Source organism: Streptomyces sp. NPDC059499 (genome assembly GCF_042749285.1).
Taxonomy (GTDB): Bacteria; Actinomycetota; Actinomycetes; order Streptomycetales; family Streptomycetaceae; genus Streptomyces.
In genome coordinates, this window is sequence record NZ_JBHYTT010000007.1 from 237317 (window position 1) to 263427 (window position 26111).

33 protein-coding genes are annotated in these 26111 nt (G+C 68.5%); 24 read left to right on the plus strand and 9 right to left on the minus strand.

The window, feature by feature from the left end:
• Positions 1–10 precede the first annotated feature (10 nt).
• The 5 genes from ACFW9O_RS19025 (at position 11) to ACFW9O_RS19045 (ending at position 5099) form a co-directional block, all read left to right on the plus strand.
• Positions 11–451 (plus strand): GNAT family N-acetyltransferase, encoded by a 441-nt coding sequence (locus ACFW9O_RS19025; RefSeq protein ID WP_384610690.1) that lies wholly within the window; start codon positions 11–13, stop codon positions 449–451.
• Between the two features lie 338 nt (positions 452–789).
• The gene (locus ACFW9O_RS19030) at positions 790–2127 is read left to right on the plus strand and encodes a hemolysin family protein (protein WP_384610692.1); all 1338 of its coding nucleotides are present in this window, start codon (positions 790–792) and stop codon (positions 2125–2127) included.
• Complete coding sequence (locus ACFW9O_RS19035; RefSeq protein WP_351174978.1) at positions 2124–3146, plus strand: hemolysin family protein; 1023 nt, start codon at positions 2124–2126, stop codon at positions 3144–3146. The genes ACFW9O_RS19030 and ACFW9O_RS19035 overlap by 4 nt, the downstream gene beginning before the upstream one ends.
• Before the next feature lie 101 nt (positions 3147–3247).
• Complete coding sequence (locus tag ACFW9O_RS19040) at positions 3248–4084, plus strand: SGNH/GDSL hydrolase family protein (protein ID WP_351174976.1); 837 nt, start codon at positions 3248–3250, stop codon at positions 4082–4084.
• 220 nt (positions 4085–4304) lie between these two features.
• The gene (locus ACFW9O_RS19045; RefSeq protein ID WP_384610694.1) at positions 4305–5099 is read left to right on the plus strand and encodes an SAM-dependent methyltransferase; all 795 of its coding nucleotides are present in this window, start codon (positions 4305–4307) and stop codon (positions 5097–5099) included.
• Positions 5100–5283: 184 nt separating this feature from the next.
• On the opposite strand, the gene xerC is transcribed toward ACFW9O_RS19045, so the two are convergent.
• The gene (xerC, locus tag ACFW9O_RS19050) at positions 5284–6468 is read right to left on the minus strand and encodes a tyrosine recombinase XerC (protein ID WP_384610695.1); all 1185 of its coding nucleotides are present in this window, start codon (positions 6466–6468) and stop codon (positions 5284–5286) included.
• A gap of 14 nt (positions 6469–6482) precedes the next feature.
• Positions 6483–7139, minus strand: a complete 657-nt coding sequence (locus ACFW9O_RS19055) for a helix-turn-helix domain-containing protein (RefSeq protein WP_384610697.1) — start codon at positions 7137–7139, stop codon at positions 6483–6485.
• 165 nt (positions 7140–7304) lie between these two features.
• Between ACFW9O_RS19055 and ACFW9O_RS19060 the strand changes: the two genes are divergently transcribed.
• The 15 genes from ACFW9O_RS19060 (at position 7305) to ACFW9O_RS19130 (ending at position 17499) form a co-directional block, all read left to right on the plus strand.
• Entirely contained in the window at positions 7305–7502 is a 198-nt protein-coding gene (locus tag ACFW9O_RS19060; RefSeq protein ID WP_384610698.1) for a DNA-binding protein, read from the plus strand.
• A gap of 134 nt (positions 7503–7636) precedes the next feature.
• Positions 7637–8380, plus strand: a complete 744-nt coding sequence (locus ACFW9O_RS19065) for a hypothetical protein (protein ID WP_384610700.1) — start codon at positions 7637–7639, stop codon at positions 8378–8380.
• Positions 8377–8886 (plus strand): hypothetical protein, encoded by a 510-nt coding sequence (locus ACFW9O_RS19070; RefSeq protein ID WP_384610701.1) that lies wholly within the window; start codon positions 8377–8379, stop codon positions 8884–8886. The genes ACFW9O_RS19065 and ACFW9O_RS19070 overlap by 4 nt, the downstream gene beginning before the upstream one ends.
• Positions 8883–10169, plus strand: coding sequence for an AAA family ATPase (locus ACFW9O_RS19075; protein ID WP_384610703.1), 1287 nt, complete (start codon positions 8883–8885; stop codon positions 10167–10169). Before ACFW9O_RS19070 ends, ACFW9O_RS19075 begins: the two co-directional genes overlap by 4 nt.
• Before the next feature lie 180 nt (positions 10170–10349).
• Positions 10350–10583, plus strand: a complete 234-nt coding sequence (locus ACFW9O_RS19080) for a hypothetical protein (protein ID WP_384610705.1) — start codon at positions 10350–10352, stop codon at positions 10581–10583.
• Positions 10580–10762, plus strand: coding sequence for a hypothetical protein (locus ACFW9O_RS19085; protein WP_384610706.1), 183 nt, complete (start codon positions 10580–10582; stop codon positions 10760–10762). The genes ACFW9O_RS19080 and ACFW9O_RS19085 overlap by 4 nt, the downstream gene beginning before the upstream one ends.
• 66 nt (positions 10763–10828) lie before the next feature.
• The gene (locus ACFW9O_RS19090) at positions 10829–11221 is read left to right on the plus strand and encodes a hypothetical protein (protein WP_384610708.1); all 393 of its coding nucleotides are present in this window, start codon (positions 10829–10831) and stop codon (positions 11219–11221) included.
• Complete coding sequence (locus ACFW9O_RS19095) at positions 11205–11720, plus strand: hypothetical protein (RefSeq protein WP_384610709.1); 516 nt, start codon at positions 11205–11207, stop codon at positions 11718–11720. The genes ACFW9O_RS19090 and ACFW9O_RS19095 overlap by 17 nt, the downstream gene beginning before the upstream one ends.
• Positions 11720–12433, plus strand: coding sequence for a hypothetical protein (locus ACFW9O_RS19100; RefSeq protein ID WP_384610710.1), 714 nt, complete (start codon positions 11720–11722; stop codon positions 12431–12433). Before ACFW9O_RS19095 ends, ACFW9O_RS19100 begins: the two co-directional genes overlap by 1 nt.
• A gap of 91 nt (positions 12434–12524) precedes the next feature.
• Positions 12525–15011 carry a hypothetical protein gene (locus ACFW9O_RS19105; protein ID WP_384610712.1) on the plus strand — a complete coding sequence of 829 codons (2487 nt, stop codon included), beginning with the start codon at positions 12525–12527 and terminating at the stop codon, positions 15009–15011.
• Positions 15008–15355 carry a hypothetical protein gene (locus ACFW9O_RS19110; RefSeq protein ID WP_384610714.1) on the plus strand — a complete coding sequence of 116 codons (348 nt, stop codon included), beginning with the start codon at positions 15008–15010 and terminating at the stop codon, positions 15353–15355. Before ACFW9O_RS19105 ends, ACFW9O_RS19110 begins: the two co-directional genes overlap by 4 nt.
• A gap of 161 nt (positions 15356–15516) precedes the next feature.
• Positions 15517–15720, plus strand: coding sequence for a hypothetical protein (locus ACFW9O_RS19115; RefSeq protein ID WP_384610716.1), 204 nt, complete (start codon positions 15517–15519; stop codon positions 15718–15720).
• Positions 15721–15722: 2 nt separating this feature from the next.
• Entirely contained in the window at positions 15723–16259 is a 537-nt protein-coding gene (locus tag ACFW9O_RS19120) for a DUF6879 family protein (protein WP_384610717.1), read from the plus strand.
• Positions 16256–17098, plus strand: coding sequence for a helix-turn-helix domain-containing protein (locus ACFW9O_RS19125; protein WP_384610718.1), 843 nt, complete (start codon positions 16256–16258; stop codon positions 17096–17098). The genes ACFW9O_RS19120 and ACFW9O_RS19125 overlap by 4 nt, the downstream gene beginning before the upstream one ends.
• 86 nt (positions 17099–17184) lie before the next feature.
• Positions 17185–17499, plus strand: coding sequence for a hypothetical protein (locus ACFW9O_RS19130; RefSeq protein WP_384610720.1), 315 nt, complete (start codon positions 17185–17187; stop codon positions 17497–17499).
• A 517-nt stretch (positions 17500–18016) separates the two neighbouring features.
• Here ACFW9O_RS19130 and ACFW9O_RS19135 read toward each other — a convergent pair.
• The 5 genes from ACFW9O_RS19135 to ACFW9O_RS19155 are packed head-to-tail and all read right to left on the minus strand — an operon-like array spanning position 18017 to position 20110.
• Positions 18017–18535, minus strand: a complete 519-nt coding sequence (locus ACFW9O_RS19135; RefSeq protein ID WP_384610722.1) for a hypothetical protein — start codon at positions 18533–18535, stop codon at positions 18017–18019.
• A 9-nt stretch (positions 18536–18544) separates the two neighbouring features.
• Positions 18545–18703: a hypothetical protein gene (locus ACFW9O_RS19140; protein ID WP_384610723.1), complete on the minus strand. Its 159-nt coding sequence runs from the start codon at positions 18701–18703 to the stop codon at positions 18545–18547.
• A complete protein-coding gene (locus ACFW9O_RS19145) occupies positions 18703–19479 on the minus strand; it encodes a hypothetical protein (RefSeq protein WP_384610725.1) in 777 nt (258 codons plus the stop codon). The genes ACFW9O_RS19140 and ACFW9O_RS19145 overlap by 1 nt, the downstream gene beginning before the upstream one ends.
• On the minus strand, positions 19476–19844 hold the full coding sequence (locus ACFW9O_RS19150; protein ID WP_384610727.1) for a DUF6907 domain-containing protein: 369 nt from the start codon (positions 19842–19844) through the stop codon (positions 19476–19478). Before ACFW9O_RS19150 ends, ACFW9O_RS19145 begins: the two co-directional genes overlap by 4 nt.
• The gene (locus tag ACFW9O_RS19155) at positions 19841–20110 is read right to left on the minus strand and encodes a hypothetical protein (protein ID WP_384610729.1); all 270 of its coding nucleotides are present in this window, start codon (positions 20108–20110) and stop codon (positions 19841–19843) included. Before ACFW9O_RS19155 ends, ACFW9O_RS19150 begins: the two co-directional genes overlap by 4 nt.
• A gap of 195 nt (positions 20111–20305) precedes the next feature.
• On the opposite strand from ACFW9O_RS19155, the gene purB reads away from it, so the two are divergent.
• Positions 20306–21748, plus strand: coding sequence for an adenylosuccinate lyase (purB, locus tag ACFW9O_RS19160; RefSeq protein ID WP_384610730.1), 1443 nt, complete (start codon positions 20306–20308; stop codon positions 21746–21748).
• Positions 21749–21767: 19 nt separating this feature from the next.
• A complete protein-coding gene (mug, locus tag ACFW9O_RS19165) occupies positions 21768–22325 on the plus strand; it encodes a G/U mismatch-specific DNA glycosylase (protein WP_384610732.1) in 558 nt (185 codons plus the stop codon).
• 105 nt (positions 22326–22430) lie between these two features.
• Here the strand turns inward: mug and ACFW9O_RS19170 are convergent, their stop codons facing one another.
• Positions 22431–23174 (minus strand): ABC transporter permease, encoded by a 744-nt coding sequence (locus tag ACFW9O_RS19170; RefSeq protein WP_384610734.1) that lies wholly within the window; start codon positions 23172–23174, stop codon positions 22431–22433.
• 5 nt (positions 23175–23179) lie between these two features.
• Complete coding sequence (locus ACFW9O_RS19175; RefSeq protein WP_384610735.1) at positions 23180–24115, minus strand: ATP-binding cassette domain-containing protein; 936 nt, start codon at positions 24113–24115, stop codon at positions 23180–23182.
• 107 nt (positions 24116–24222) lie between these two features.
• Here ACFW9O_RS19175 and ACFW9O_RS19180 point away from each other — a divergent pair, with 107 nt between their 5' ends.
• Together ACFW9O_RS19180 and ACFW9O_RS19185 are read left to right on the plus strand one after the other, a co-directional pair.
• Positions 24223–25395 (plus strand): sensor histidine kinase, encoded by a 1173-nt coding sequence (locus tag ACFW9O_RS19180; protein WP_384610737.1) that lies wholly within the window; start codon positions 24223–24225, stop codon positions 25393–25395.
• Between the two features lie 4 nt (positions 25396–25399).
• Positions 25400–26050, plus strand: coding sequence for a response regulator (locus tag ACFW9O_RS19185; protein WP_384610739.1), 651 nt, complete (start codon positions 25400–25402; stop codon positions 26048–26050).
• Positions 26051–26111 lie beyond the last annotated feature (61 nt).

The window sequence follows — 26111 nt, forward strand, 5'->3', positions numbered from 1 at the left end:
GGTTGGCCGCATGAGCGAACTCCCTATACGTTCCGCGTCCCTCGCGATCCGTTGCGCGACCCCGGCCGACATCAGCGGCGTGCTCCGGTTCTGGGGTGAGGCCGCTGAGGGAACGAGCGTCAGCGACGACTACGACGGGGTGGCCGGGCTCATCTCGAGAGACCCGGAAGCCCTGCTCCTCGCAGAGCGCGACGGTGTCCTCGCGGGAACCGTCATCGCCGGTTTCGACGGCTGGCGATGCTCCGCCTACCGGCTCGCCGTACACCCGGACCATCGCCGACGGGGCGTCGCCACCGCCCTGATGGACGCGGCGGAGCAACGGTTCATCTCCCTGGGCGGGCGCCGGGTCGACGCCATGGTCCTGGAGGCCAACGAGACGGCGCACCACACGTGGGCGGCTGCCGGATACCACCGCGAGAATCACTGGCGGCGCTGGGTGAAACCGCTGTAGACACGTCTGGGGACGCCTCGCCTCTGCCTCTGCCTCGCTCTTCCTCTGCATCCGTCCCTTTGGAATTCGGGCCCTCCGGCGGATTCGGACTTCCTTCGGCGCATGCCGGAATCCGGTGCGGGCAGAGGACTGAAGCACCTCATCGGCTGCGATCATGGGTGACCTCCGGGAACGCCCGGCGCACCCGGCATTTTGCCGACCCTTTACTATGGATTCTCAACCGTCCCACTTCTCGAAAGGTGTGAGCGTCCGCCCATGGGCGAGCCTCCCAGTAGTAGAAACCGCCGACATCGCGCGAACCACCTGTCCCTGCCCGATCATGGGACGGAGGTGAACCGATGACCGAAGTGCTTCTGCTCCTGGTGGCGGTGCTGCTCTCACTCGCCTGCGGCGCTTTCGTGGCGGCGGAGTTCTCCCTGACCACCGTGGAGCGCGGCGAGCTCGAACGGGCCGTCGAACGGGGGGAACGAGGCGCGGCGGGAGCGCTCAAGGCTGTCCGCAGCCTCACCTATCAGCTCTCCGGCGCTCAGCTCGGCATCACCGTCACCAACCTCGTCGTCGGTATGCTCGCCGAGCCGTCCGTCGCCAAGCTGATCCGGGGACCGGTCGAGGCCATGGGGTTCTCCCCCGGCGTGGCTTCCACGCTGGCACTCGTCATCGGTACCGCCCTGTCCACCGTGGTCCTGATGGTGGTCGGCGAGCTCGTCCCGAAGAACTGGGCGATCTCGTCCCCGCTGGCCGTCGCCAAGGTGGTCGCCACTCCGCAGCGGGTGTTCACCGCCGTGTTCCGTCCCTTCATCAGCCACCTCAACAACACCGCCAACCGGATGGTGCGCCGCTTCGGCCTCGAACCGACCGAGGAGCTGGCCTCCGCGCGCAGCCCGCAGGAGCTGGTGGCCCTGGCACGTCACTCCGCGAAGGAGGGCGCTCTGGAGGCGGACACCGCGGAACTGTTCGTACGCACCCTCAACCTGTCCGAGCTGACCGCGGAGAACGTGATGACGCCGCGCGTCCAGGTGACCGCCCTCGAGGTCCGGGCGACCGCGGAGGACGTGGCGAACGCCACCCGGGCGACCGGCCTCTCCCGCTTCCCGGTCTACCGGGGCAGCCTGGACTCGGTCGTGGGGGTCGCGCACATCAAGGACGTGCTGGCCATTCCCGCAGCGCAGCGGCCCCGCAAGCCGGTCTCGGACATGCTGCGCGAGCCGCTCCTCGTACCCGAGACGCTCACGGTGGACCGGTTGCTGGACCGGCTGTCGGGCAAACTCGCCATGGCCGTCGTCATCGACGAGTACGGCGGCACGGCAGGCGTCGTGACGCTGGAGGACATCGTCGAGGAGGTCGTCGGCGAGGTACGTGACGAGCACGACCCGCACGAGACGCCCGACCTCGCACCCGCCGGCGAGGACGCCGACGGACGCACCCTGTGGTCGGCCGACGGTGCCGCCCGCACGGACCAGCTCCGGACCATCGGACTGCGGGTCCCGGACGGACCCTACGAGACACTCGCCGGGCTCATCGCCACCGAGGTCGGCCGCATCCCTGTGGTCGGCGACGCCGTTGAGCTCACCGGCTGGCGGATCGATGTCGTGGACGCCTCGGGGCACCGCGCCGCGCGCGCCCTGCTGCACGCGCCTCTGCCCGGTACCGACGATGCGACGGAGAACGAACGATGATCGCCGTGCAGCTGTTCATCGGGCTGCTGACCCTGGTCGTGAACGCTTTCTTCGTCGGCGCGGAGTTCGCTCTGATCTCCGTACGCCGCAGCCAGATCGAGCCGGAGGCCGAGGCCGGGAACCGGCGGGCGCGCAGCGTCATCTGGGGCCTCGAGCACGTCTCGGCACTCCTCGCGGCGGCGCAGCTGGGCATCACGCTCTGCACGCTGGTGCTCGGCATCGTCGCCGAGCCCGCCATCGCCCACCTGCTGGAGCCCGTCTTCGACGCGGTGGGGGTGCCGCACGGACTGGTTCACCCGATCTCGTTCGTGATCGCCCTGACCGTGGCGACCTACCTGCACATGCTGCTCGGCGAGATGGTGCCGAAGAACGTCGCACTGGCCGAACCGGCCCGCACCGCGCTGCTGCTGGGACCGCCGCTCGTGACCCTGGCCAGGGCGCTCCGCCCGGTGATCTTCACCATCAACGCCTTCGCCAACACGCTGCTGAAGCTGTTGCGGGTGGAGACCAAGGACGAGGTCTCCGCGACCTTCTCCGACGACGAACTGGCCCGGCTCGTCAAGGACGCCGGTGACGCCGGCCTCGTCGACGACCGCTCGGCGGAACGGCTGCGGCATGCCCTGGAACTCGGCCGACGGCCGGTCCGGGACGTCCTCCTCCCGGTCGACCGGGTGCTGTACACGCGGGTCGGGACGACGCCCGAGGAGCTGGAGCGGCTCTCGTCGGAATCCGGCTTCTCCCGCTTTCCCGTCATGGACAGCGAGCAGCGGATTCTCGGGTACCTCCATGTGAAGGACGCACTGGACGCCACACCCCGCGACGTTCCGTTCCCGGTGACGGCGATGCGGCCGATCGCCCGGGTACGCGCCAACACGCCGCTCGACGATGTCCTGACCGCGCTGCGGCGGAGCCGTACCCACCTGGCAGCCGTGCTGGACGAGGACGACGACCGGCTGGTCGGCATGGTCACGATGGAGGACGTGCTGCGTGAGCTGGTGGGAAGGGCCCAGGCACGCTGATCCCGGTGTCCTGCGGGAGTGGCGAGGGGCGCGGCTGCGGTCGCGCCCCTCTTCCGGCGGGATCCGGCCACGGCTTCCCACCACGGTAGGATCGCATCGCCATGGAATTGAATGCCTCCTACACCAGTCTTGTCGCGGTCGGCGACTCGTTCACCGAGGGCATGTCGGACCTGCTGCCCAACGGTTCCTACCGCGGCTGGGCCGATGTCCTCGCCGCCCGGCTCGCGGCCCGCACCCCCGGATTCCGGTACGCGAATCTCGCCGTACGCGGAAAACTCATCAGCCAGATCGTCGACGAGCAGGTAGCCGTCGCGGCGGCGCTGCAGCCCGACGTGATCACGCTCGTGGGCGGGCTCAACGACACCCTGCGGCCGAAGTGCGACATGGGCATGGTTCGGGGTCGGCTGGAGGAGGCCGTGGAGCGTCTCGCGCCGTCGTGCAAGCAGCTGGTGCTGATGCGCAGCCCGGGACGCAACGGTCCTGTGATGGAACGCTTCCGTCCGCGCATGGAGGAGCTCTTCTCGCTGGTCGACGACCTTGCGGAACGGCACGGCGCGGTGGTGGCCGATCTGTACGGCGCGCCCTCTCTGGGGGATCCCCGGATGTGGGACGTCGACCGGCTGCATCTGACACCCGAGGGGCATCGACGGGTCGCCGAGGCGGTCTGGCAGACGCTCGGACTGCCGGCGGAGAGCGACTGGCGGACCCCCGTGCCGGCTTCCCAGCCCGCCCGCTGGGCCAAGCGGCGCGTCGATGACGTCAGGTTCGCCCGGCAGCACCTGATGCCCTGGATCGGGCGGCGTCTCACCGGACGCTCGTCCGGTGACGGACGGGCCGGCGCACAGTTCGACGCCGGGCTCGGGCGCGCCTTCTACGTCACGCCTGCGGATGCGGCGAACCCCGGCCCTGTGACGGAGTGGCGCCGGCTGGACGGCTGAACGACCCGCACGCCCTGATGCCCTCCGCGCGTGCCCTGACGTCCTTTCGCGCGTGCGCGCGATGGCGCCGTCCACCCGTGCGCGCCCTGGCTTTCCGACTTCCCGACTTCACTGCCCAGCAGCCGAGTTGGCGCAGTTGCACCTGGTACGCAAGGGGCGGATGAGCCAGGCTGGTCGTCCACCGCGCAGGGGCACCTGGGCACCAGGACAGGGATGAACGATGAGTGACAGCACCTCGGCGCCGACGGACCGGATCGACACGGGCACACCGCACTCGGCACGCGTCTGGAACTACTGGCTGGGCGGCAAGGACAACTACGAGGCGGACCGCCTGCTGGGCGCGGCCATGGAGGAGTCGTACCCGCAGATCATCGACATCGCCCGTGCGTCCCGCCTGTTCCAGGCGCGGGCCGTCCGCTATCTGGCCCAGGAAGCGGGGATACGGCAGTTCCTCGACCTCGGCACCGGCCTGCCGACAGCGAACGCGACGCACGAGGTGGCCCAGACGGTGGCCCCTTCCGCTCGTATCGTGTACGTGGACCACGATCCGATCGTGCTGGCCCACGCTCGTGCTCTGCTGACCAGCCGCCCCGAGGGCGCCACGGACTACGTGCACGCGGACCTGAGGGACTTCGGGACGGTGCTGCGGGAGGCCGCCAGAACACTGGACCTGCGGCAACCGGTTGCCCTGATGGTGCTGTCGACCCTGGGGCATATCGCGGACGGGGGCGAGGCCGCCGCCCTTCTGCGCAGCTATCTCGACGCGTTCCCCGTCGGAAGCTTCCTGATGCTGTGCGACACGATCGAGACGGAGGAGACCCGGGCGGCGTCCGACGACTACGCCAGCGGTGGCGCGATGCCCTACATCTCACGGCCCAGGGAGATCATGCGCTCCTTCTCGGACGGCCTGGACCTGGTCGAGCCCGGCTTCGGCTCGATCAGCCTGTGGCGCCCGGAGGAGCCCGTCACCGGTGAGCCGGTCGACCAGTGGGGATTCGTGGCCGCGAAGCGGTAGCGCCTCTCATGATGAGGCCCCGGGATCAGGCCGGGGATCGTGTTCGTAGGAAAGCACACACCGGCCCGCGGCGTCGGCCTGCAGAAACCGCCAGTAGAATCTGGACACTGTTCTACCTCTCAGCAGGTTTGTGCAGGTCAGGGTATCTATCGAGCGTCGAGAACCTGCGATCTCTCACAATTTCTCACGTGAGCTCTTTGGGAGCCCCGTGGAAGACGTCAAGGGCAAGGGCTGCCGCTCGCATGTCCTCGGGTTCGATCGACACGTATTTACGCTTCGTGAAGGCTGCGTTCGTGTGGCCGGCCCACGCCGCGAGGATGACGTCCGGGACGCCGCTCACCGCCAAGGCCTTCAGCACGGAGTGCCGTGCGTCGTACAGCCGCACCTGACGCAGGCCCAGTTCACGCATCAGGCGGTACGCGTACTCCCGCAACTGCCGCGTGTTGAGCGGGATCCCGAGCTCGTTGACGACGATGTAGCCCGAATCCGTGTACGCCTCGCCTGCCGCCACCCGCTCCAGGGCTTGCTGGACCTGGAACCGTCGCAGCGCCTCCCACGGGCCCTGCGGAAGCGGGAGTGCGCGTTCGCCGGACGCTGTCTTCGTGTCCTTCTCCAGCACCCTGTGGTTGCCGATCATCGTCCGGGTGGTGGTGATCTCCAGGATTCCCACATCCAGGTCCACATCGGTCCACCGCTGCCCGCAGACCTCTGCCGGGCGGAGCCCCATCAGGGACAGGAGCAGCGGCGCGAACAGCCGGTCGCTCTCCATCCCGCGGACGAACGTCTGCACTTCTGCGACCGTCCAGGGCTTGACCGTGTCGCGCTCCCGCTTGTCGGTCTTCTTGTCGACGAGTGCCACCCGTACGTACCGCGCCGGGCTGGTCGCAATCAGCTTTCGTACAACCGCGCGCCCCAGGGCCTCGCGCAGCCGCGTCAGGATGCCCTCGACTGTCGAGACGGCGAGACGGGTACCACGCTCACCGCCGCGGCGCCGGCCACTGGCCACCACCTCGTCGACGAACTCCTGGATGTCGTCCTCGTTCAGCTCCTGCAGACGGACATGGCCGAGCCGGTCGACGACGTGCACGAGGGCCAGGCGGTACGTGCGGATCGTCGTCTCCTCGACGTCGCGCCGCTTGTACTCCAGCCACTGATCGAGCCACTCCCCTAGCGTGATCTTGCTGGGGGCGATGAAGGTGCCGGCCGACCGCTGGTGCAAGATGCGGTCGCGCTCCGCCTTGACCTCCGTCTTCGTGTCCTTTGTGATCGTCAGCTGGACGCGGCGCCCGTTCTCGTCCTGACCGGCGTCGACGACCGTCCGGAACCGGGCCTTGCCGTTCTGCAACACGATCTTCTTGATCTCGGCCACCGCTCCCCCTCAGTTCAGGAATCTGCGCCGACAGTGCCGTCCGCCTGCATCCACTTCAGCAGGGCGGCGGTCAGCTGGCGGGTGATGTGGCCTTGCTTGGCCTGCCGCTCGGCGACGGGCAGGTCTCCGAGCGTGGCCACTCGCCGGTCACGCTCTTCGGTGAGGCTTCCGTCCCACATCTGTTCGGCGGCCTGTACAACGTCGCGGACGTCGACGCCGTACCGCTCGGCGAAGGCCGCGTCCGCCTCGATGGGGATGCTGCGCCCCTGCCGGTCCCAGTGGTCCAGGGCAGCACGCACGTTGTCGCTACCCATCACGGTGAGAGTCGCATCCTCGCCGGAGAGCCACCCCCGCAGATCGGCGCGGCTCGCCTTCGCCCATGACTTCGGATACTCGGACCGCGGGGTGAGCATCACGTCGCCGTCGCCGGCGAAGAAGTCGCGGAGCTGCACCCCGAGAGCCTGCCCGAGAACGACGAGGGCACCTAGGTCCAGAGTCTCGCGCCGTTCGCTCTCCAGGTCTGAGATCTGGGTGCGCTTCCAGTTCAAGCCCGTTCGTACGAGCTCAGAAGCCAGGGCCCCCTGCGTGATGCGCTTGCTCTGCCGGAGGGCCTTCAGGTTCTCCCCCACGACCTTCCCCACGGGGTGCGGCGCTTCGGTCTCTTCTGTCATGCCACGAGCTTGGCACATCGCATGCGTATTCACAACGCACCGGAAGCCACTTTGGTCCGTGGCTTGACTCAGCATTCCACCTCGTGCACTCTGCTCCTAGGTCGCTTGCGTGTTGAACCAGACAACGAACACGCCAGACGGTCACGCAACCGAAAGGGCTGCCTGATGACGCCACCGACGCTCGATGAGCTCCGCACCTGGCCGGCAACGGTCGACGTAAACCAGGCCGCCACGGCCCTCGGAATCTCTCGCAGCAAGCTCTACGCCCTCATCCAGCGGAACGAAGCACCCGTCCGAGTCCTCGACTTCGGATCGAAGCGCGTCGTCACCGCCTCCCTCGTACGGCTCCTCGAAGCCGCATGAAAAAGACCCCCAGCAGGTGCGTCAACACCTGTCGCCGGGGGCCTGAAGCGCCATCCGCAGTCCATCCCTGAACAACGAAAAACGGCGGCGCGGGCTACCGACCCGTATGCGCCACCGTTTTAAGGAGCTTCCTGATGAACTCTACGACCCACATCCCCTCGATGGCTACTGCGCCTTCCGGCCACCTGCCTTACTTGGTGGCCCAGGCCCCCCGGGCAGCCTCAGCCAAGGCCGAGACGATCACCACCCCGTACACCGGAGCCCAGCTGGCCGGCGCGGAGTGCGCCGTCTGCACCCGGGACCTGGCGTACGCCGACGGCGAGCAGCCTCACAGCGTCGTCAACGGGGGCCAGCTCAACGCCTGCGCCCCGCAGTGCAACACCGTCTCCACCGGCTCGCCGCAGGTCACCGTCGAAGACGCCGACCTGATGAACGAGGCACCCCTCGCCCTGTACGACAGCCGCACCAGGATCGTCCTGGGCATCGACTTCGCGTGGCCCGCCAGCTTCCTCGTCCCCGCGCTCAACAAGGTGCTGCAGGAAGCCTTCGACTCCGGCCGGTGGGTTCGCCACGACACGAAGGCCACCCCGGCGGAGACCGCCACCAAGTTCATCCGGAAGGCCGTCAGCGCGGAGCTGGACGGCATCGACACCCACCCGCGGACCACCGCGGACCAGCTGCACCGGGCGATCGATGACGAATCCGCACGGCACCTCGCGAAGGTCGGCGGCCACTCCATCAGGGAGGCCCGGGCTGCGGAAGCCTTCAGCACTGCGGCCCGGGCGATGGAAGACGCCCTGGAGTTCTCCGAGGACCGCGAGGGCACCGTGCTGGCCCTTCGGACCGCCCTGGAGATGCTCACCAAGGGCATCAAGTGAATTCCCGGACTGACGCCGCTCCTCGCCTGGCCTCGGCCGGGCGGGGGCGGCCCCTGCAGGCAGTACCGGAGAACGCCACCGCCGGCGAAGTCACCGCGCTCAGGGCCGAGAACCAGATCGCGGCCCTGCGCGTCGACAGCTGGCCCCGATACGGAAGCCCCGGGTGGCTGCGGCTCGCCCCGTCGGATCCGCGTGCGTACGCGGCCACCCTCGAAGCGGCCGAACTGCACCGTCGCACCGAAGCCGAGCAGCAGCGTCTGGACGACCTCATGGACAACGACCCCGCCGAATGGTGGCGGGAGATCACCGCCGATGCCAATGCGTACGCGGCCCGGCAGGGCCACGCGATCGCCGCACGGCGCACGGCCGAAGAGGTTCGCGTGGCACAGGCCCGCGAGCAGAACCGGCCGCCTCACGAGCTCAGGGCAACTCCAGGCTGGCCGCCCATCGCAATCCCGGGCCAGCCGGGGAGATACCTCACCTTTGGTCAGGAGAACCGCGAGTGACCACGTACGACGACGCAGTCCTGCCGTCTGCAGAAGTGCTTGCGGCAGGCCTGCACGGCCCCGTCCTCGGTCCGTTCGCCGACGACGGGCAATGGATGAACGAGGGGCTGCCCCCGGACGACGGACCGCCGGTACGCGAACTGCGTCTCCGGCCGGCCTCGGAGATTCGGATTAAGCCTGTCCGATGGTTGTGGGACACCACCCCCGACGGTGCCCCGCCCACCTCGCACGGTCGGATCCCGATGTACTCGCTCGCCATCGCCGCGGGCGGGCCGGGGCTCGGGAAGTCTCAGTTCGCCGTCTGGATGACTGCTCGCATCACCACGGGCACCCTTCCCGGCGAGCTGTACGACCAGCCTCGCGGGGTCATCTACGCCGCAGCAGAAGACTCCTGGGCCATGACCATCGCGCCCCGGCTCATCGCGGCCGGCGCGAACATGAACCTCGTCTTCCACATCGACGTACGCGACCAGGAGCACGCGCACGCCCGCCTCACCCTGCCCATCGACACGTCCCTCCTGGGGAAAGCGGCCGAGGAGTACAGCGTCGCCCTCCTGGTCATGGACCCCCTGCTCTCGTACATCGACAAGGGGGTGAACGACTACCGGGCCGCAGAGGTCAGGCAGGCCCTGGAACCACTCGTATCCGCTGCCGACCGACACCACTTCACCATCCTCGGCCTGGCCCACTTCACGAAGTCCGGATCCGCAGACCCGCTCTCACGCGTCGCCGGATCCGGTGCCTTCGGCCAGCTCATCCGCTGCCTGATCGCATTCGCCCGCGAAGACACCGACGACGGCGACGACAAGTTCGTGATGTCCCTGGAGAAGAACAACCTCGGACGCCTCGGACTGCCCTCCCACCAGTACGCCATCGCCCCCGTCACCGTAGACACCGACGAGGGGCCCTCGTACGTCTCCCGCTTCGTCCTCGGCCCCGAGACGAACACCTCCGTACGCGACGTCATGCGCGACGAGACCACCCCCGGCGGCATCGACAGGGCAGAGCGCTCCGAGGCCGTCGAATGGCTGGAGGACTACCTCACGCAGGGAGAACGCTGCGGGGAAGCCCTTCCCAAGGAAGTCCAGGGCGCCGCCCGAGCCGAGGGGATCTCTCCGAACGCCCTGCGCGACGCCAAGAAGAAGTTGGGCGTCAGGAGCGTCAAGCCCAAGGGCGTGAAGAACGCTGCGTGGCTGTGGCAGCTCCCCGGATTCGTTCCGATCGACGACGCTCCCGAGCCCTCCTCTCATACACCGTCCACGCCTTCCCCATCTTCCCGTTGACCTGCATATATAGATCCCCCCCTTCCCCTCCCCTTCTCCCTCATCTTCTAGTGACCCTCATCTTCTCCGCTCTTGAAGGTGGGGAAGGTGAGGCGAAGAGGGGGGTGAAGGGGAGGGAGGGAAACTGCAGGTCACCCAGAAGATGCGGAAGGGGAGCCCCCAGAAGGAAGAGGCCCCCTCATGAACTACTTGCCCGAGCGCTCAGATCTCGTCGCCGGACCCGCTGATGCCCTTGCTGCGATGGTCACCAACTACCAGTGCGGACACTGCAACGGCCAGATCGAACGCCTTACCACCGACGACACGACCGGCGTCATGCACGCCTTCGTCCAGCACGAAGACAGCTGCCCCGTCCTGGCCGGCACTCTCCCAACGATCCCCGACACCTTCCGAGCCATCCGGGGGCAGTCGTGAACGTCAACGACATCGTGGCCGAGCAGATCGAAGCGGCCCGCGTACGAATCCAGGCCGCGAAACGACGGCGCGAAGAACTCTCCGCAGCCCGGGCCCGCGGCCTCGCCGCCCGCCACGCCCAGAAACTCCGCCACCTCGCAGCCCGAGTTTCAGACGAAACACCCCCGCACCCGGACTGACCCGCGCAGACCCGGTTCCACCCGCACCGCGCATAGCTGCACGTACATGTACGAGAGGACAACCCCGTGTCTGAGACCACTCCCACCCGATCCGCACCCGGCGGCCGGCACTACCCCGGGCGCCCTGAACTCGACGTGGCGAACGCCGCCTTCCGCCGCACCGTCGCCAGGGTGTTCCGGGACAAGGATCCGCAGACCTCCGCGAAGGCCGAGGCACTCGTACGTGAGGCTGCTGCCGCGATCAACGCCGTGACCGCGAAGGCGAACCGGGCCCTGGAGGAATCGGCGGGCCACAAGGCTGTGATGGCGAAGATGCAGGGCAAGACCACGAAGGCCCTGCGCGGCGTTGTACGGGCCGCTCAGTCCCGCGGGGAGGATCCCAGCCCGCCCGTCCTGCGGGTGCTGGAGCGCGGGTTCGGGCGCCCGGAGAACGGTCCGCACGGTGACGACGCCGCGTAACACCACCGAGATGGCCAACTTCGGCCGTGACCACCTTGTGAGCACCCCCTCGTTGACCAGCAGCGATGAACCAGCCTCCGGATACCAAATCCGCAGGATTCAGCGCCCTGCCGCCGTAATCGCAGCGGGCGGAGTGTTCCTCCCCGCAGAGGTCTGCCACCCCCTATGGCTGGCCCTGCGGGCCCACCTCGCCCGGCACCGTACGGACGGCGGGCAGGTCCGCCCCGAAGTTGTCGCGGCCCTGGACGCGTTGCGTGCCGCGGGCCTGGACTACCTCACCACCTCGTCCCCGAACGGACTTTCCGAGCGGACACCCGCGGACATCGGCGCACTCTCATCTCGTGGCCTGGTCACCACCGAGGAGCTTGCCGGCCGCCTCGGTGTGACCGGCCGGCACGTACGTCGCCTTGCTGCACAGCACGGGGTCACAGCCGCCGCACGGGGGCTCTGGCACCACGACGACGCCGAACACCTCACCCGACAACGGAAGGACCGCTGATGGCCCCCCAGCCGATGCCCACGCACGATCAGGACCCCGACATCAGCGCGGCCCTGGACGCGCAGGCCGCCTATCTGAACGCCCTGCAGGCCGCCCGCAGTGAGTACCGCCTGTCGGACCTCGCGAAGGCCGAGGTGATCGACGCCGCGTACACCACATACCTGACCGCCCTCCAAACTTCGTGGGACAGCCTCACCGTCCGCCGCAGGGCCAGGCTCGAACACCTGGAGACCCTCGTCCCCATCGGCCCCGGCATTCCCGCGGACGCCACCCCCGCCGACCGGGCCGTCCTCATGGCCGCCTTCCGTGCCGCCCACGACAAGGCGGAGGCTGCCGACCGGAAGGGCCGCGTCAAGCTTCTGCAGGAGGCCGAGCGGTGGGACGACGATGCTGCCCGCCGGGGCGCGCTCACCTCGATCGTCGACTCCTCGGACTGGCACACCATCAAGGCGTGGGCTGACCAGAATCTGACGACCGCCGGCTACGTCGACGAAGTGGTGGGCCTGCGGAACATGCTCGGCGGCGTGTCGAACGACGTCAACGACAGGTTCGCCCGACAGGCGTGCACCCCCGTGGCAGCGCCCGAGGAGGCCCGGGCGCTGCCAAGGCTGCTGCGGCTGAAGGACGCCGCGGAGACCGAGGGGATGCGGACCTCTGCCACCTCCAGGGCGTACGGCGCCGCGCATTCCCGCTTCCGCAACAACCTCGTCTGACCGCAGAACAGCCCGGCCGCCTCCAGGGTGCGCCGGGCGTTCTTCCCCCCATTGGTTGCCCTGGGCGACCGTGACGAAGGAGTTGATGGCCATGGCCCTCGTGATCGGTGACCTGGTCGGCCTGATCCGCGCGGACGACAGTGGGATGCGCCGCGGCCTCGCGACCGCAGAACGGCAGATGCGCGGCTTCCGGCGCGAGATGGAATCGAACCTGCGGGACCTGCACCGCCGGTTCACTGAGTCCACCCGCCGCATGGCCGAGGGCCTCGGTGATGGCGAGCGGGAAGGCAACCGTTTCGGGAAGGTTCTCGGCCGTCTCGGGGGCATGGCGAGCAGCCTGGGAAGCGTCGCCGTGTCCATCGGTGCGATGGGCGCGAAGCTCGGAGCGGCAGCCCCGGTAGCTGCCGGTCTGGTCGCGTCCCTGGCGAACATTGCGCCGGCCGCGGGCGTCGCCGTAACCGGTCTCCTCGCCGTCGTCCTGGCGACGAAGGCTTTGAAGATTGGTATGACCGGTGTCGACGACGCGGTCAAGGCCGCGTTGGACCCGGAAAAGGCCGAAGAGTTCGAGAAGGCCATTGCGAAGCTGTCGCCATCCGCGCGGGCGTTCGCCCGTGAGGTGAAGAAGCTCGCCCCCGAGTTCAAGGAAATGCAACAGGCCGTCCAGGAGAAGCTGTTCAAGGGATTCGACGGCGTCCTGAAGGGCTTGGCGAAGACTTCGTTGCCGGGGCTGCGCCGCGGCCTGGAGGACGCTGCGGGCGCCCTCAACCGCATGGGTAAGAACGTCGCCTACTCGGTAAACACCCTCTCCACTTCGGGGGCGCTGGGTACCGCCCTGAAGGGTGCCACCAACGGTCTGACGAACCTGTCCCGGGTGCCGGGTCAGATCGTCCTCGGCCTAGGGCAGATCGCCGCGGCTGCCGCACCGGCATTCGCTCGGCTGACCGGTGCAGCGGGTGGAGCGTTCGACAAGCTGTCCGCGAAACTCACGAAGGCATTCGAGTCCGGAAAGATGGAGCGGGCCATCGAGCACGCCATCGACATCATCCGCGACGTCGGAAAGGTTGTCGGCAACGTCCTCGGCACGGTCGGCAACATCTTCAAGGGCCTGACCGCGAACGGGCAGGGCCTCTTCTCCGTCCTTGAACCGGTCACGCAGGCGCTGCAGGACATCAGCGCGTCCAAGGGCTTCCAGCAGGCCCTCGGGGTGCTGTCTCAGACCATGCGCATGGCGGCCGAGACAATCGTCCCGCTACTGCACCAGGGCTTCGAAATCCTCTCGCAGATGCTCCAGAAACTTGCCAAGCCGACGCAGGAACTCGTCCGGGTCCTCGGTGATGGCCTCACGAAAATGTGGGCGGCGTCCGGGCCCGTGATGCTCAAGCTCCTTGATGCGCTTGCGCAACTGGTGCCAATCCTCACGCCCGTGATCGACCTCGTCGTGGAACTTGCTGCGACCACCATCACGGCACTCGGGCCGGCCTTCGACGCGCTCACGCTGATCTTCGCCGCCTTGGCGCCGCTCGTGGCCCAGATCGCCACGAACCTGAGCACCCAGCTGACGCCCGTCCTGGAGGCGATTGGCCCCGTCCTGGAGGAGCTCCTCCCGCCGTTCGTGGAGCTGGCCGAGACCCTCTTCCCGCAGCTGACGCAGATGCTGGCGGAGATGACGCCCTACCTCGCGGACGCGGCAGTGAAGTTCGTGGAAATGGCCGTGGCAATGGCCCCGCTGGTTGCTGCAGTCATCAGCCTCGCCGGGAAGATCATGAGCGATTTGATGCCCGTGATCGGCCCGGTGCTCGTCGGCCTGGTCATCATTCTCACCACTGTGCTGGGAAGCCTCGCTGACTTCATCACCCGTTACGTCATCCCCTCCGTCAAGGCCATTGGTGCCTTGCTGAAGGGCGATTTCTCCGGCGCCATGGAGCACGCCAAGACCATGGTCAGCAACTTCAAGGAGGACGCCCTCCGGGTCCTGGGCAACCTGATCCCGCAGGCTGGCGGTTACCTCCGCGAGTTTGCGAGCACGGTCGGCCAGCACGCGAAGGACGCGGGCGGGCGCCTCGTCAAGGCGGTGGCCAAGGGCATCACTGACGCGGTCGCATACGTGCGCGGGCTGCCCGGCCGGATCATCCGCGCGATCCCGTCCCCGGGGTCGCTGCTACAGGGCATCGGACGGGCCATCGTCCAGGGCCTGATCAGCGGCATTAAGTCGATGCTCCCGTCCGTGCAGGGAACCTTGGCGGACCTCACCAACATGATCCCCGACTGGAAGGGCCCCGAGGAGGTCGACAAGAAGCTGTTGGTTCCGGCCGGTCAGTCCCTGATGGGCGGCCTTATGGGCGGTATCGCCAGCCAGATTCCGGCGTTGCGCAACCAGCTCGGGACCGTCACCGGTGGCATCCCCAGCATGGCCATGGCCGGGGCCGGTGGCGGTGCGGCGGCCGGCGGGCGCGTGGTCCTGGAGCTCCGGTCCAGCGGGTCGGCTGTGGACGACTTCCTCGTCGACCGGCTGCGTGGCGCCGTCCAGGTCAAGGGCGGCGGCAATGTTCAGGTCGCACTCGGACAGGGGCGCTCATGAACATTCGATACGACGGCACCCCGTACCAGGCCGCCGTGGTCTGCAGCGGGACGTTCGGCGCCCCGTGCGCGTGGACTCTCCACATCGTTGACGAGACCGGGGAGATGTCGGATCCGATCATCACCTGGGATCCGTCCCCCATCCCCATCCAGCTGCTCGCCCGGTACGACGCCCTGGCCCTGTACGGCTTCGCGGTCGTGGAAGGCGGCCCGAAAGCCTGGACGTGGAACGAGTTCGGAGACGACGACGGCAGCTACTTCGTCGGCATGACGCCGATCCGCCCGCTCACCAAGAACGAGCGCGCAGACTCAGCCGGCCCCGCAATGGAGCGGCTGAAGATCTGAACGCTTCGAGGGCGCCCGTCTCCTTGCCGAGGGGAGACGGGCGCCCTTGCGCGCAACCACGTTCCCCGACCGGTGCGGCAGCAATCTCGCGCAACTTCACCTCACCGGCGACTGTGCGCCTGCATGCTGGTCCTTCTCACCCTCGGGAAGGGAGCACCAGCATGACGCTCAGGTTCATCGGCACCACGTCCGAGCACGGCAACTGCCCGACGCTGTACGAAGTCGAAGAGACCGGCGACATCGTCGTCCAGGGCGACAAGCTCATCGACCTCGAGCACCTCGCCCAGCTGCGCGACGTCGGCGAGCACGAGACGTTCGTCGTCATCCCCCGCGCCCTGCTCACCCGATTCGCACCCAAGGAGTGACCGTGCCCCCGCTGATCCCCTTCGAGGAGATCACCCACCACTTCGCAGAGTTCCAGCACACGGCCTTCCGGCTGGAGACTCGCCGCGGATACGCAACGGACCGCCAAGGCGCCCGCTACCAGGCGTTCCTGCGCGGCATCGAGCCCGCTGTGGAGCCCGCCCACCCGTGGAACACCAACGTGCGGGAGCGGGCAGCGCAGGGCGCCCGATTCTCGCGCGTACGGATCCTTGACGAGCCGCCCACAGACGGTCAGAGGTTCCTCATGGCGACCGCGGTCGGCAACGTCGAAGCCGGGGAGGACATCCGCGTCCTTCCCCGGAGCGAGGCCCAGCGTCTCGCGCTGCCCGACTTCGATCTGTGGCTGTTCGACTCCCGCGTCCTGGTCCGCATGCACATCGACGAGACGGACACCACGTTTGGTGTCGAGATCGTCGACGACCCGGCGCAGGTGCTCGCAGCGTGCCGGGCACGGGATGCCGCCTGGCCGCTTGCACGCCCTTCTGCCGAGGTGTGGGCGCAGGTACGTTCGTCCGTGTGACCACGGATTTTCAGAGCGCGAGGGTGGCCCTCGGTGCGCGCCTTCGGGAGCTGCGCGCCGAGGCAGGCCTCTCTGGAAAGCATCTGGCCGCGCTCCTCGACTGGCAGCCCTCGAAGGTGTCTCGGCTGGAGAACGGGAAGCAGACCGCCGTTGCCGAAGATCTCGTTGCGTGGGCTGCCGCCACCGGGGCGCAAGACCAGGCTGCCGACCTGGAGAGCCGCCGCCGCGGCCTGGAGTCACAGCAGCGCTCATGGCGTCGGCAGCTTTCCGCGGGACACCGGGCAGTGCAGGACCGCTACGTTGTCGAGTACCGGACCACGGCCACGATGCGTGGCTACGAAGCCACCGTCATCCCCGGGCTCTTTCAGACACCGGATTACGCCCGTCACCTGCTCGTGGGGAACTCCGAGCTGATGCAGTCCCCCCGCGACACCGAGGCGGCCGTGGCCGCCCGCATGCGCCGCCAGGAGGTGCTGTACGAAGCGGGCAAGCTCTTCCGGGTCCTGGTGTGGGAGGGCGCCCTCCACGCGCTCGTGTGCCCCCGCGAGGTGATGGCCGGCCAGCTCGACCGGCTTGTCGGGCTGATCGGCATGAGCACGGTCGAGCTCGGCATCGTCCCCCTCGGTGCACCCCTGCAGCTATCTCCGAAGCATGGGTTCTGGATCTTCGACGAGGAGCGCGTCATCGTGGAGACGGTCAACACCGAGTTGTCATTCGACTCCGCCGACGACCTCGCGCTGTACGGACGCGTGTGGGACGGGCTCAACGCGGCTGCGGCGTACGGACCTCAGGCGCACCGCCTCATCGCCCGGGCGCGCCACCTCATCGCGCCGATGTGAGCAACCCGCGCCAACCTGACGCCTCACCACGCAATCCCGCGCAATTGACCGGCCAGCACGGAGCCTGAGTTCGTACGGTCCTGCTCATGGCCACCCAGACAAGCACTTCAGCTCCGGTTTCCTACGGCTACTGCCACTGGCACAAGGGCCCGTCGGAGACGGCGGTCCTGGTCCGCATCATCGAGCAGGGCTCCGGCCCCGGGGCGGGCCTGTACGCCTGCGAACCGTGCCGGGGCCAGCATCATCTGGTGCCCGTGGCCGAGCATCCGGACGAGGTGGCCTACCGGGCGTACCTGGATCACACCGCGGTCTGCCCAGAGTGTGGCCGACCGGGGCGGTGCGACAGCGGGACGCTCCTGTGGAAAGCGTACCGAGCTGCGCTGACTGCAGTGGGGTTCTGAGACGGCCCGTCCGCGGCCACGCCGATGGTCGCGGACGGGCATCCCAACTACAGATGTAGTGGGGTTGTTCTGCAGGAGACGTCAGTGCCCACAGTTGGTGGTCCACCAGCCGCACTTGGCGCAGTACGTGTTCCGGAGAAGGGTCCAGATCATGATCCGTTCACCTCCTTGCGAACTACGTGCAGCGTGTACCTAACCCCTTCCGGGCCGTACTCCGCTCGATCGAGTACGGGGTCCCCATCTGCGTAAACGTCCCCAGCCCCCTCTGGGAGGGGCAGTGGGGGAGGGGCGGGCGAATCGGACACCTGCCACGCGGCCAGAGCCCAGGCGACGGGCGCCGCGTACACGAACTGCGGGGCCCGCTCCAGGAGTCGGCCGGCCAGTGCGAGCACGGCCAGGGATCCGCCGCAGCGCACGATGAGCGGGCCGAACCCGCCCGGGGCGAGGGCGTCACCGAGGCCGTGGAGGAGCAGCCCGGTGCCGTTGGACAGGCGCTGTGCCACCTCCCGGATCGGCGTCACAGCAGTCCCACCACGGCGTCCCCGGCGGTCGATACGACCGGCGAGAGGACGTACCCGGCGACACCGGCGGCGCCGGAGGACAGGCCCAGGCTGATGCCGCACAGGACGCTGAAGAACAGGTCCCAACGGAACCCGCGCCGGATCGTCCAGACCGCGATCAGGATGACCGTGAGGATGATGACGACACCGTGCCCGCCGGGTGTGAGCACGAGGTGCGAGGTGCGGGTGACATCGGAGGACTCCCCGCCGACCCCGTATTCGAGGGCTGCGTCCCCGATGGCCGAGGTGCCCCACAGGGTCCAGTCCGCGGCGAGTCCGAGGACCCCGCCGGCGGACAGGATGAGGAGCATTCCGTAGAGGGAGCAGAGCAGGAACGGGGCGAGCTGGCGGAGCGACTTCAGGTTGTGCTTCTTGTTGCCCGCCCACCAGCGGGTGATGTTCCAGGCGGCGATGGACAGGCCGACGATGACGCCACCGAGACTGACAGCGGTGTGCGTGGGAATTCCGAAGATCACGGGGTGTCCTCAGTGCGGGATGGCCGCGGCGATCGCGGCAAGCGTCAGGATGAACGCGCAGGTGCCCAGTACGGGCAGCACATACAGGTCGCGGTTCCGGGCCGGGCCCGCGAGGCGAAGCCCCACGAACCCGACCACCGCGGCAGCGGCGAAAAACGCGGTGAACATCAGGTGCTGGCCAGGACGCTGAGCGCTGCGCGGCGTACGCGCCGGCCGTAGCCGTCCGACTTGCCGAGCCGTTCGCCGATCGCGGTTCCGGTCAGTCCCGGATCCGCGCAGAGCCAGTTCCGGGCGTCCTTGACGTGGCCGTCGAAGGTGCTGTTGCCGGTCTCCTCGGACTCCAGATCGGGACCAGCGGAACCGATAGGCGGACCGACCGGAACCGAGTGCAGCACCGGCGGTTCCGGTGCCAGTTCCGCCACCGCCCGGACGTCTTCCCAGTGCTGCGAAAACGCCTGGTCATGGCTGGTTCCGGTCTTGGTTCCGGTCAGTTCCGGTACGGGTGTCCACGGGCCTAGAACCATGGGGTTCGGGCTCGCGACGGAGTTCGCCTGGTCCCGCTCAACCGTGACTGGAACCGCGATCGGCGCCGCTGGTTCCGGTGCCGGTTCCGGCACGGTGGACTCGTCCTCGCTGAGCCGGTGGACCCGCCACAACACCATCGGCGCGATCGCGGACACGGCGACAACGAGCTGCCACGACACTGGCAGCCGTCCGGCCGCAACAAGGTGCGCTGCAGCGTTCACCGCGATCAGCGCGGCAACGACGACCAGGACGTCGCGCTTCGCCCGCAGCGCCTTGATCGCATAGATGTCGAGTGCGGCAGGCACGCCAGCGGCGACGTACGTACCGAAGCCGCAGGCACGGGCCAGGTCGTACTCGGCCGACGCCAGCACGACCAGGACCGCACCGAGGGCACCCCAGAGGAGCGGATCCTTCTTCATCGGCCCTCCCCCCGGGCAGGGAGCGTGGACAGCTGCCGAGCGAGGCCACGAAGCGTCCCTGCGTAGTCGACGAGGACCGCGGCCAGGCCGTCCAGCTCGCCCGGGGTGAGCCCGTGGCCGAGGTGACCCAGTTCGACGAGGACACTGACGCTTCGGTCGGAGTGCACGACGAACGGATCCTGCACCAGGGCGGCGGTCGCCAGCTCAAGCCCTTCGTACGTCATGGTGTGCCGGGCCCCGATGTGCCCGGTGTCGCAGAGGAGCTGCGGTGCGTCCCCGTCATGGCCGGAGCACCACGTGGGCTCGGCGATCGTGACGGCGCCCTGGTCGATGGTCTGCACCGTCACGGTGCGCGCGCCGGTCATCGGCCGGCCTCCACCTTCTGGGAGGTCAGGTAGCCGGTGGCGGGGTGCTCAGCCAGCTTGGTGCGGAGGTAGTCGACGTTCCACCCGATGCCGTCGGGGTCCTCGGCCAAGGCGGCGCGGGCGACGATCACGGCGAAGCTCACCCGGCGCTCGAGGACCGCCCGGTACGTCTCTTCGTCGCCGACAGTGGCCGGGTGCGGAATGTCGATCGCTTCGAGGACGACATCCAGGAGTGCACGTACGTCGTCGGGCTTAGGGTTCTGCATGGGTCAGGACTCCTTGTACCGAAGGGGTTCGGGCCAAGGCGCCTTCCGGTGTGCAACCACCGGGGGGCGCCGCATATCTCACACGCGTCTCACAGACGGTGCTGCCGGGGGTGCACGGCAGGAGCGCGATCGCTGTGTCTGTGGACGGTGTGGACGCGGAATGACCAGCGCGGACGGCCGGTATGCTCTGGACACGTGACTGCTGTGTCTGCGAAGCCTCGCATCCCCAATGTCCTGGCCGGCCGCTATGCCTCTACGGAGCTGGCCGTCCTCTGGTCCCCCGAGCAGAAGGTGAAGCTGGAGCGTCAGCTGTGGCTGGCGGTGCTGCGCGCTCAGAAGGACCTCGGGATCGAGGTGCCCGACGCCGCGCTCGCCGACTACGAGCGGGTGATCGACCAGGTCGACCTGGCCTCGATCGCCGAGCGCGAGAAGGTGACCCGGCACGACGTCAAGGCCCGGATCGAGGAGTTCAACGCCCTCGCCGGCCATGAGCAGGTGCACAAGGGCATGACCTCCCGGGACCTCACCGAGAACGTCGAACAGTTGCAGATCCGGCTCTCGCTGGAGCTCATGCGCGACCGTACGGTGTCGGTTCTGGCCCGCTTGGGCAAGCTGTCGGCCGAGTACCGTGAGCTGGTCATCGCGGGCCGCTCGCACAATGTCGCCGCGCAGGCGACGACGCTCGGCAAGCGTTTCGCGACCGCCGCGGACGAGCTGCTCGTGGCCTACGGACGGCTTGAGGACCTGCTCGACCGTTACCCGCTGCGTGGCATCAAGGGCCCGGTCGGAACGGCGCAGGACATGCTGGACCTGCTGGGCGGCGACGCGGACAAGCTGGCCGACCTGGAGCAGCGCATCGCCGGTCACCTCGGCTTCACGCAGGCCTTCACCTCGGTCGGCCAGGTCTACCCCCGCTCTCTCGACTACGACGTGGTCACCGCGCTGGTCCAGTTGGCCGCTGCGCCCTCGTCGGTCGCCAAGACCATCCGGCTGATGGCGGGCCACGAGCTGGTGACCGAAGGCTTCAAGCCGGGTCAGGTCGGCTCGTCGGCCATGCCGCACAAGATGAACACCCGTTCCTGCGAGCGCGTCAACGGCCTGATGGTCATCCTGCGCGGCTACGCGTCGATGACGGGCGAGCTTGCGGGCGATCAGTGGAACGAGGGCGACGTGTCCTGCTCCGTGGTCCGCCGGGTCGCACTGCCGGACGCGTTCTTCGCGTTCGACGGGCTGCTGGAGACCTTCCTGACGGTCCTCGACGAGTTCGGCGCGTTCCCTGCGGTCGTGGCCCGTGAACTGGACCGCTACCTGCCGTTCCTCGCCACGACCAAGGTGCTGATGGGCGCGGTACGGGCAGGAGTCGGCCGTGAGGTCGCCCACGAGGCGATCAAGGAGAACGCTGTCGCCTCGGCGCTGGCCATGCGTGAGCAGGGTGCCGAACGCAACGAGCTGCTGGACAAGCTGGCCGCCGACGAGCGCATTCCGCTCGACCGCGGACAGCTGGACGCGCTGATGGCGGACAAGCTGTCCTTCACCGGCGCGGCCGGCGACCAGGTTGCCGCTCTGGTGGCCCGGATCGAAGAGATCACCAAGCAGCACCCGGAAGCGGCCGGCTACACGCCCGGTTCCATCCTCTGACGGTCCGCACCGCCGGCGCATGACACCCGAAGAGCTCCTGGCCGCCCGCGACCGCATCGTCCCCGATGTGGTCGCGGGCGGTCTGCGTGTGCTGTTCTGCGGAATCAACCCGAGCCTCATGACCGGGGCCACCGGACACCATTTCGCTCACCCGGGCAATCGGTTCTGGCCGGTTCTGCATCTGTCGGGCTTCACTCCGAGGCAACTGAAACCGTCGGAACAGAACGAGCTGCTCACCCATGGGCTCGGCATCACCAACGTGGTTGCCCGCGCCACGGCACGTGCGGACGAGCTGAGCACCGCGGAATTCCGCGAAGGAGGCGAGCTTCTGTCGGCGAAGGTGGAACAGCTCGGGCCTTCGTGGCTCGCTGTCGTCGGCGTCACCGCCTACCGCACGGCTTTCGGTGAACGCCGTGCGCAGATCGGTCCGCAGGAGCGGACCATCGGGGGCGCCCGTGTCTGGGCACTGCCCAATCCGAGTGGACTCAACGCCCACTGGACTGCGAGAACGATGGCGGAGGAATTCGCCCGCCTGCGCACGGCCGTGGTGCAGGACACACCTCCTCCCGCCCCTTGACCGCTGCACCCACGGCTCCCTGACCGCCGCACCCCCGCAAGGCGTTGAGAGGCCCCGGAGAGCCATTGAGCCCCTGAGCCATTGAGGTCGTCGGACAGGCACCGGTCAGGCGTCCCTCTTCCGCACTGCCCACCAGCCGGCGAGCAACGCGGCACCGGCCCACGCTGCGGTGACGGCGAGCCCCGTCCACGGCCCGAGGCTTCCTTCGGGATTCTGGTGGAGAACCAACTGCCCTGCCCGGTCCGGAAGATACTGCGCGACCCCGCCCGCGATGTCTCCGACCACGAAGGAGACGATCAGGATGAAGGGGATGAGCAGACTGAGTACGGCAACCGCGCTGCGCAGCAGCGCTGTCAGCCCCGCCGCGAACAGAGCCATCAGCGTGAGGTAGATGCCCCCGCCGAACGCCGCACGCAGTGCACCGGGCTCCCCCAGACCGATCGCGTAGTCGCCCATGAACATCTGTCCCACGAGGAACGTGGTGAAGCTGGTGATCATCCCCACGATAAGAGCGAGTCCGCCGACCACGGACATCTTGGCTGCGTAGAAGAGACCTCGACGCGGAACGGCCGAGAGCGATATCCGCATGGCCCCGTTCAGGAACTCGGAGGACAGGGCGGTCGCACCGAAACTGATGGCGGCGATCTGGCCGAAGTTCAGTGCGTAGAAGGCGCCGAAGACCAGCTCGGCGTCCGCGTTGTCCGCCTCGGCCTGTCCGACGGTCGCGAACGTGAGCACGGTGATGGCGAGGGTGGCGGCGAAGACCGCTATCAGGGGTCCGGACACGGACCGCACCGACTTGATCTTGATCCACTCGGAGTACAGAACGGCAGTTGTCGACATCGTCACGGCGGTCAGACCTCCTGGCGGGCGGTGGGTGATGTGGAGGCGGCGAATTCCGTTTCGGCCGCGGTGAGGTCGAGATACGCCTGTTCCAAGGTGACCTGCTCATTGAGGAGTTCGAGGATGGGGATCCCTTCGAAGGCGGCTACGGCACCGATGTCCTCCGCCTTGGCTCCCTCCACCGTCCAGCGGCCGTCGTCTCCCTGCTCCGGCTCGTATCCCTTGCGGATCAGCGCATCCCTCAGACGCGTGGATTCGGTTGTCCGGAGCCGTACGCGCGGCCGACTCCGGGAGTCGAGGAACGCCTGCATCGGCAGATCGACGAGGAGCCGGCCCCGACCGAGGACCACCAAGTGGTCGGCGAAGGACGAGGTCTCGTTCATCAAGTGACTGGAAACGAGCACGGTGCGGCCCTCGCGTGCCAGCCGCCGCATCAGCTCACGGATCCAAATGATGCCTTCCGGGTCCAGCCCGTTCGACGGTTCGTCCAGCATCACCACCTCGGGATCTCCGAGCAGGGCCGCAGCAATGCCGAGACGCTGGCGCATGCCGAGCGAGAACGTCTTGATCCGCTTCCCGCCGACCGCGCCGAGACCGGCTTCCTCGAGCACCTCCTCGACCCGTCTGCCTGCTATGCCGTTGCTCGCAGCGAGTGCCAGCAGATGATTGCGCGCGGTCCGCGAGCCGTGCGCCGCCTGCGCGTCGAGCAGTGCGCCGACCCGGCGCAGCGGGTTGCCGAGCGAGGCGTAGGGCTGTCCGCCGATCGTGGCGGAACCGCCCGTGGCCCGGTCCAGGCCGAGGACAAGGCGCATGGTGGTGGACTTCCCGGCGCCGTTCGGACCGAGAAATCCCGTCACTCGGCCCGGCCGCACGCTGAACGTGAGGTGGTCCACGGCGCGGGTCGGTCCGTAGTCCTTCGTGAGCTCGTGAACGTCGATGCTGGTCATGACCCCAGACTGGCCGCCGGCCCCTGCCCGTGGCCTCCCCCGCCCGAGTGGACCGTCTCCCTCTCACGGGGGAGCCTCCGGCCTCTCGGCGCTGGCACGATGGCAGCATGCGCCGCCTCCTCAGACCGCTGGCAATCCCCGCCACCTACAGCCGATGGCTTCACCTGCTCATCCCGTCCGCGGTCATCAGCGTGTGGATGTTCATTTCCCCGGGCAATCCATGGGTTCCCTTCCTCCTCGCGGTTCCTGTGGGGCTGGTTCCCGCGATGCGTCTCGCCGAAGGAGTACAGGCTCAGCTGCTCCTCACACCGCAGGAGCGCGGCCGTCCGGACGCCGCGATCTCCATTGGGCTTGCGGCGACATGGGCGGACCGCTGGCGCACCGTGGCCTGGCTGGAGGTACGGCTGCTGCTCGCGGCCGCTGCCACCTTCGCGACTGTCTGGCTGCCTGCCACGACGGTCGACCTCGTCAGCGCCTCGTTCGGGACCCGGTTGAGCGGTGACTGGCTGGTCCGTGGTGTCGAGCCGAGCTGGTGGTTCGTGCTGCTCGCCCCCCTGCCGATGCTGGTGCTGCTCGGGCTGGTCGTCGTTCTCGGCCAACTGGTCACCGCTGTCGCCCGGCGGTTGCTCGGTCCGTCACCGGTTGAGCGGATGACGGCCCTGGAAGAGCGCACCGAGCAGCTGCTCGAGCGCAACCGCATAGCGCGCGAGCTCCATGATTCGATCGGGCACGCGCTGACGGTCGCAGTGGTGCAGGCGGGGGCCGCCCGGACTGCGCGCGATCCCGAGTTCACCGACCGGGCACTCGCCGCCATCGAGGAGACCGGCCGCAGCGCGCTGGACGATCTGGAGCGCGTCCTCCGAGTGCTGCGGGAATCGGGCACCCCCGTCAGCCGGCGGCCCACCTTGCTCGAGGCCGACAGGCTGCTGGACTCGGCTCGCGGCGCCGGAGCGAAGGTCAGTGCGAATGTGTCGGGTCCGCTGAGTCTGGTCCCCGATCCCGTGTCCCGCGAGGGCTACCGCATTCTTCAGGAGTCACTCACCAACGTGCTGCGTCACGCCGGCCCCGTCCCCGTCCGGGTGAGACTCACGGTGGTGGACGGGTGGCTCGAGCTCGAAGTGGTCAATCCGATCGGTGGATCACCGAAGGGGCGGGGCACCGGCAGCGGCCTGCAGGGCATACGGGAGCGAGCCGCCCTGCTGGGTGGAAAGGCCAAGACGGGCCCGTTCGGAGGGGAGTGGATGGTGCACGCAAGCCTCCCGCTGGACCACATACGCTGACCGGATGCCGGTTACCGTACTTCTGGTCGACGACGAGCCCCTCGTACGCACGGGGCTGCGTGCGGTCCTCGAGGCGCAGCCCGATATCACCGTGGTGGGTGAGGCCGCCGATGGCGCCGCGGTGATCCCCCTCGTGCGTCAACTGCGGCCCGATGTCGTGGCGATGGACGTCCGCATGCCCTTGATGGACGGGATCGAGGCGACCAGGCTGGTGCTGCGCACGGTTCCCGATCCGCCGAAGATCCTCGTGGTGACGACCTTCGAGAACGACGAGTACGTGTACGAGGCGCTGCGTGCCGGTGCGGACGGGTTCCTTCTCAAACGCGCCCGGCCCGCGGAGATCGTGCACGCGGTGCGGCTGGTGGCGGAAGGGGAGTCGCTGCTGTTCCCCGCTGCGGTCCGGCGGCTCGCGGCAGAGTACGGCACGAGCAAGGCGCGGGCTGCGATGGACCGTGCGGCTCTCACCGACCGCGAGGCCGCAGTGCTCCGGTTGATGGCCCGGGGCCTGTCCAACTCGGAGATCGCAGCGAAGCTCACGGTCGGAGTGGAGACGGTGAAGAGCCATGTCAGCGCGGTCCTGGCGAAGTTGGGCGCCAGGGACCGCACCCAGGCGGTGATCGCCGCCTACGAGTCCGGCTTCGTGGCTCCGGGCTGACTCAGGTCACCTCTCGGTACCGGCTTCCGGAGCCGGTCGCCGCAGCCTGGGTCAGCGAGTA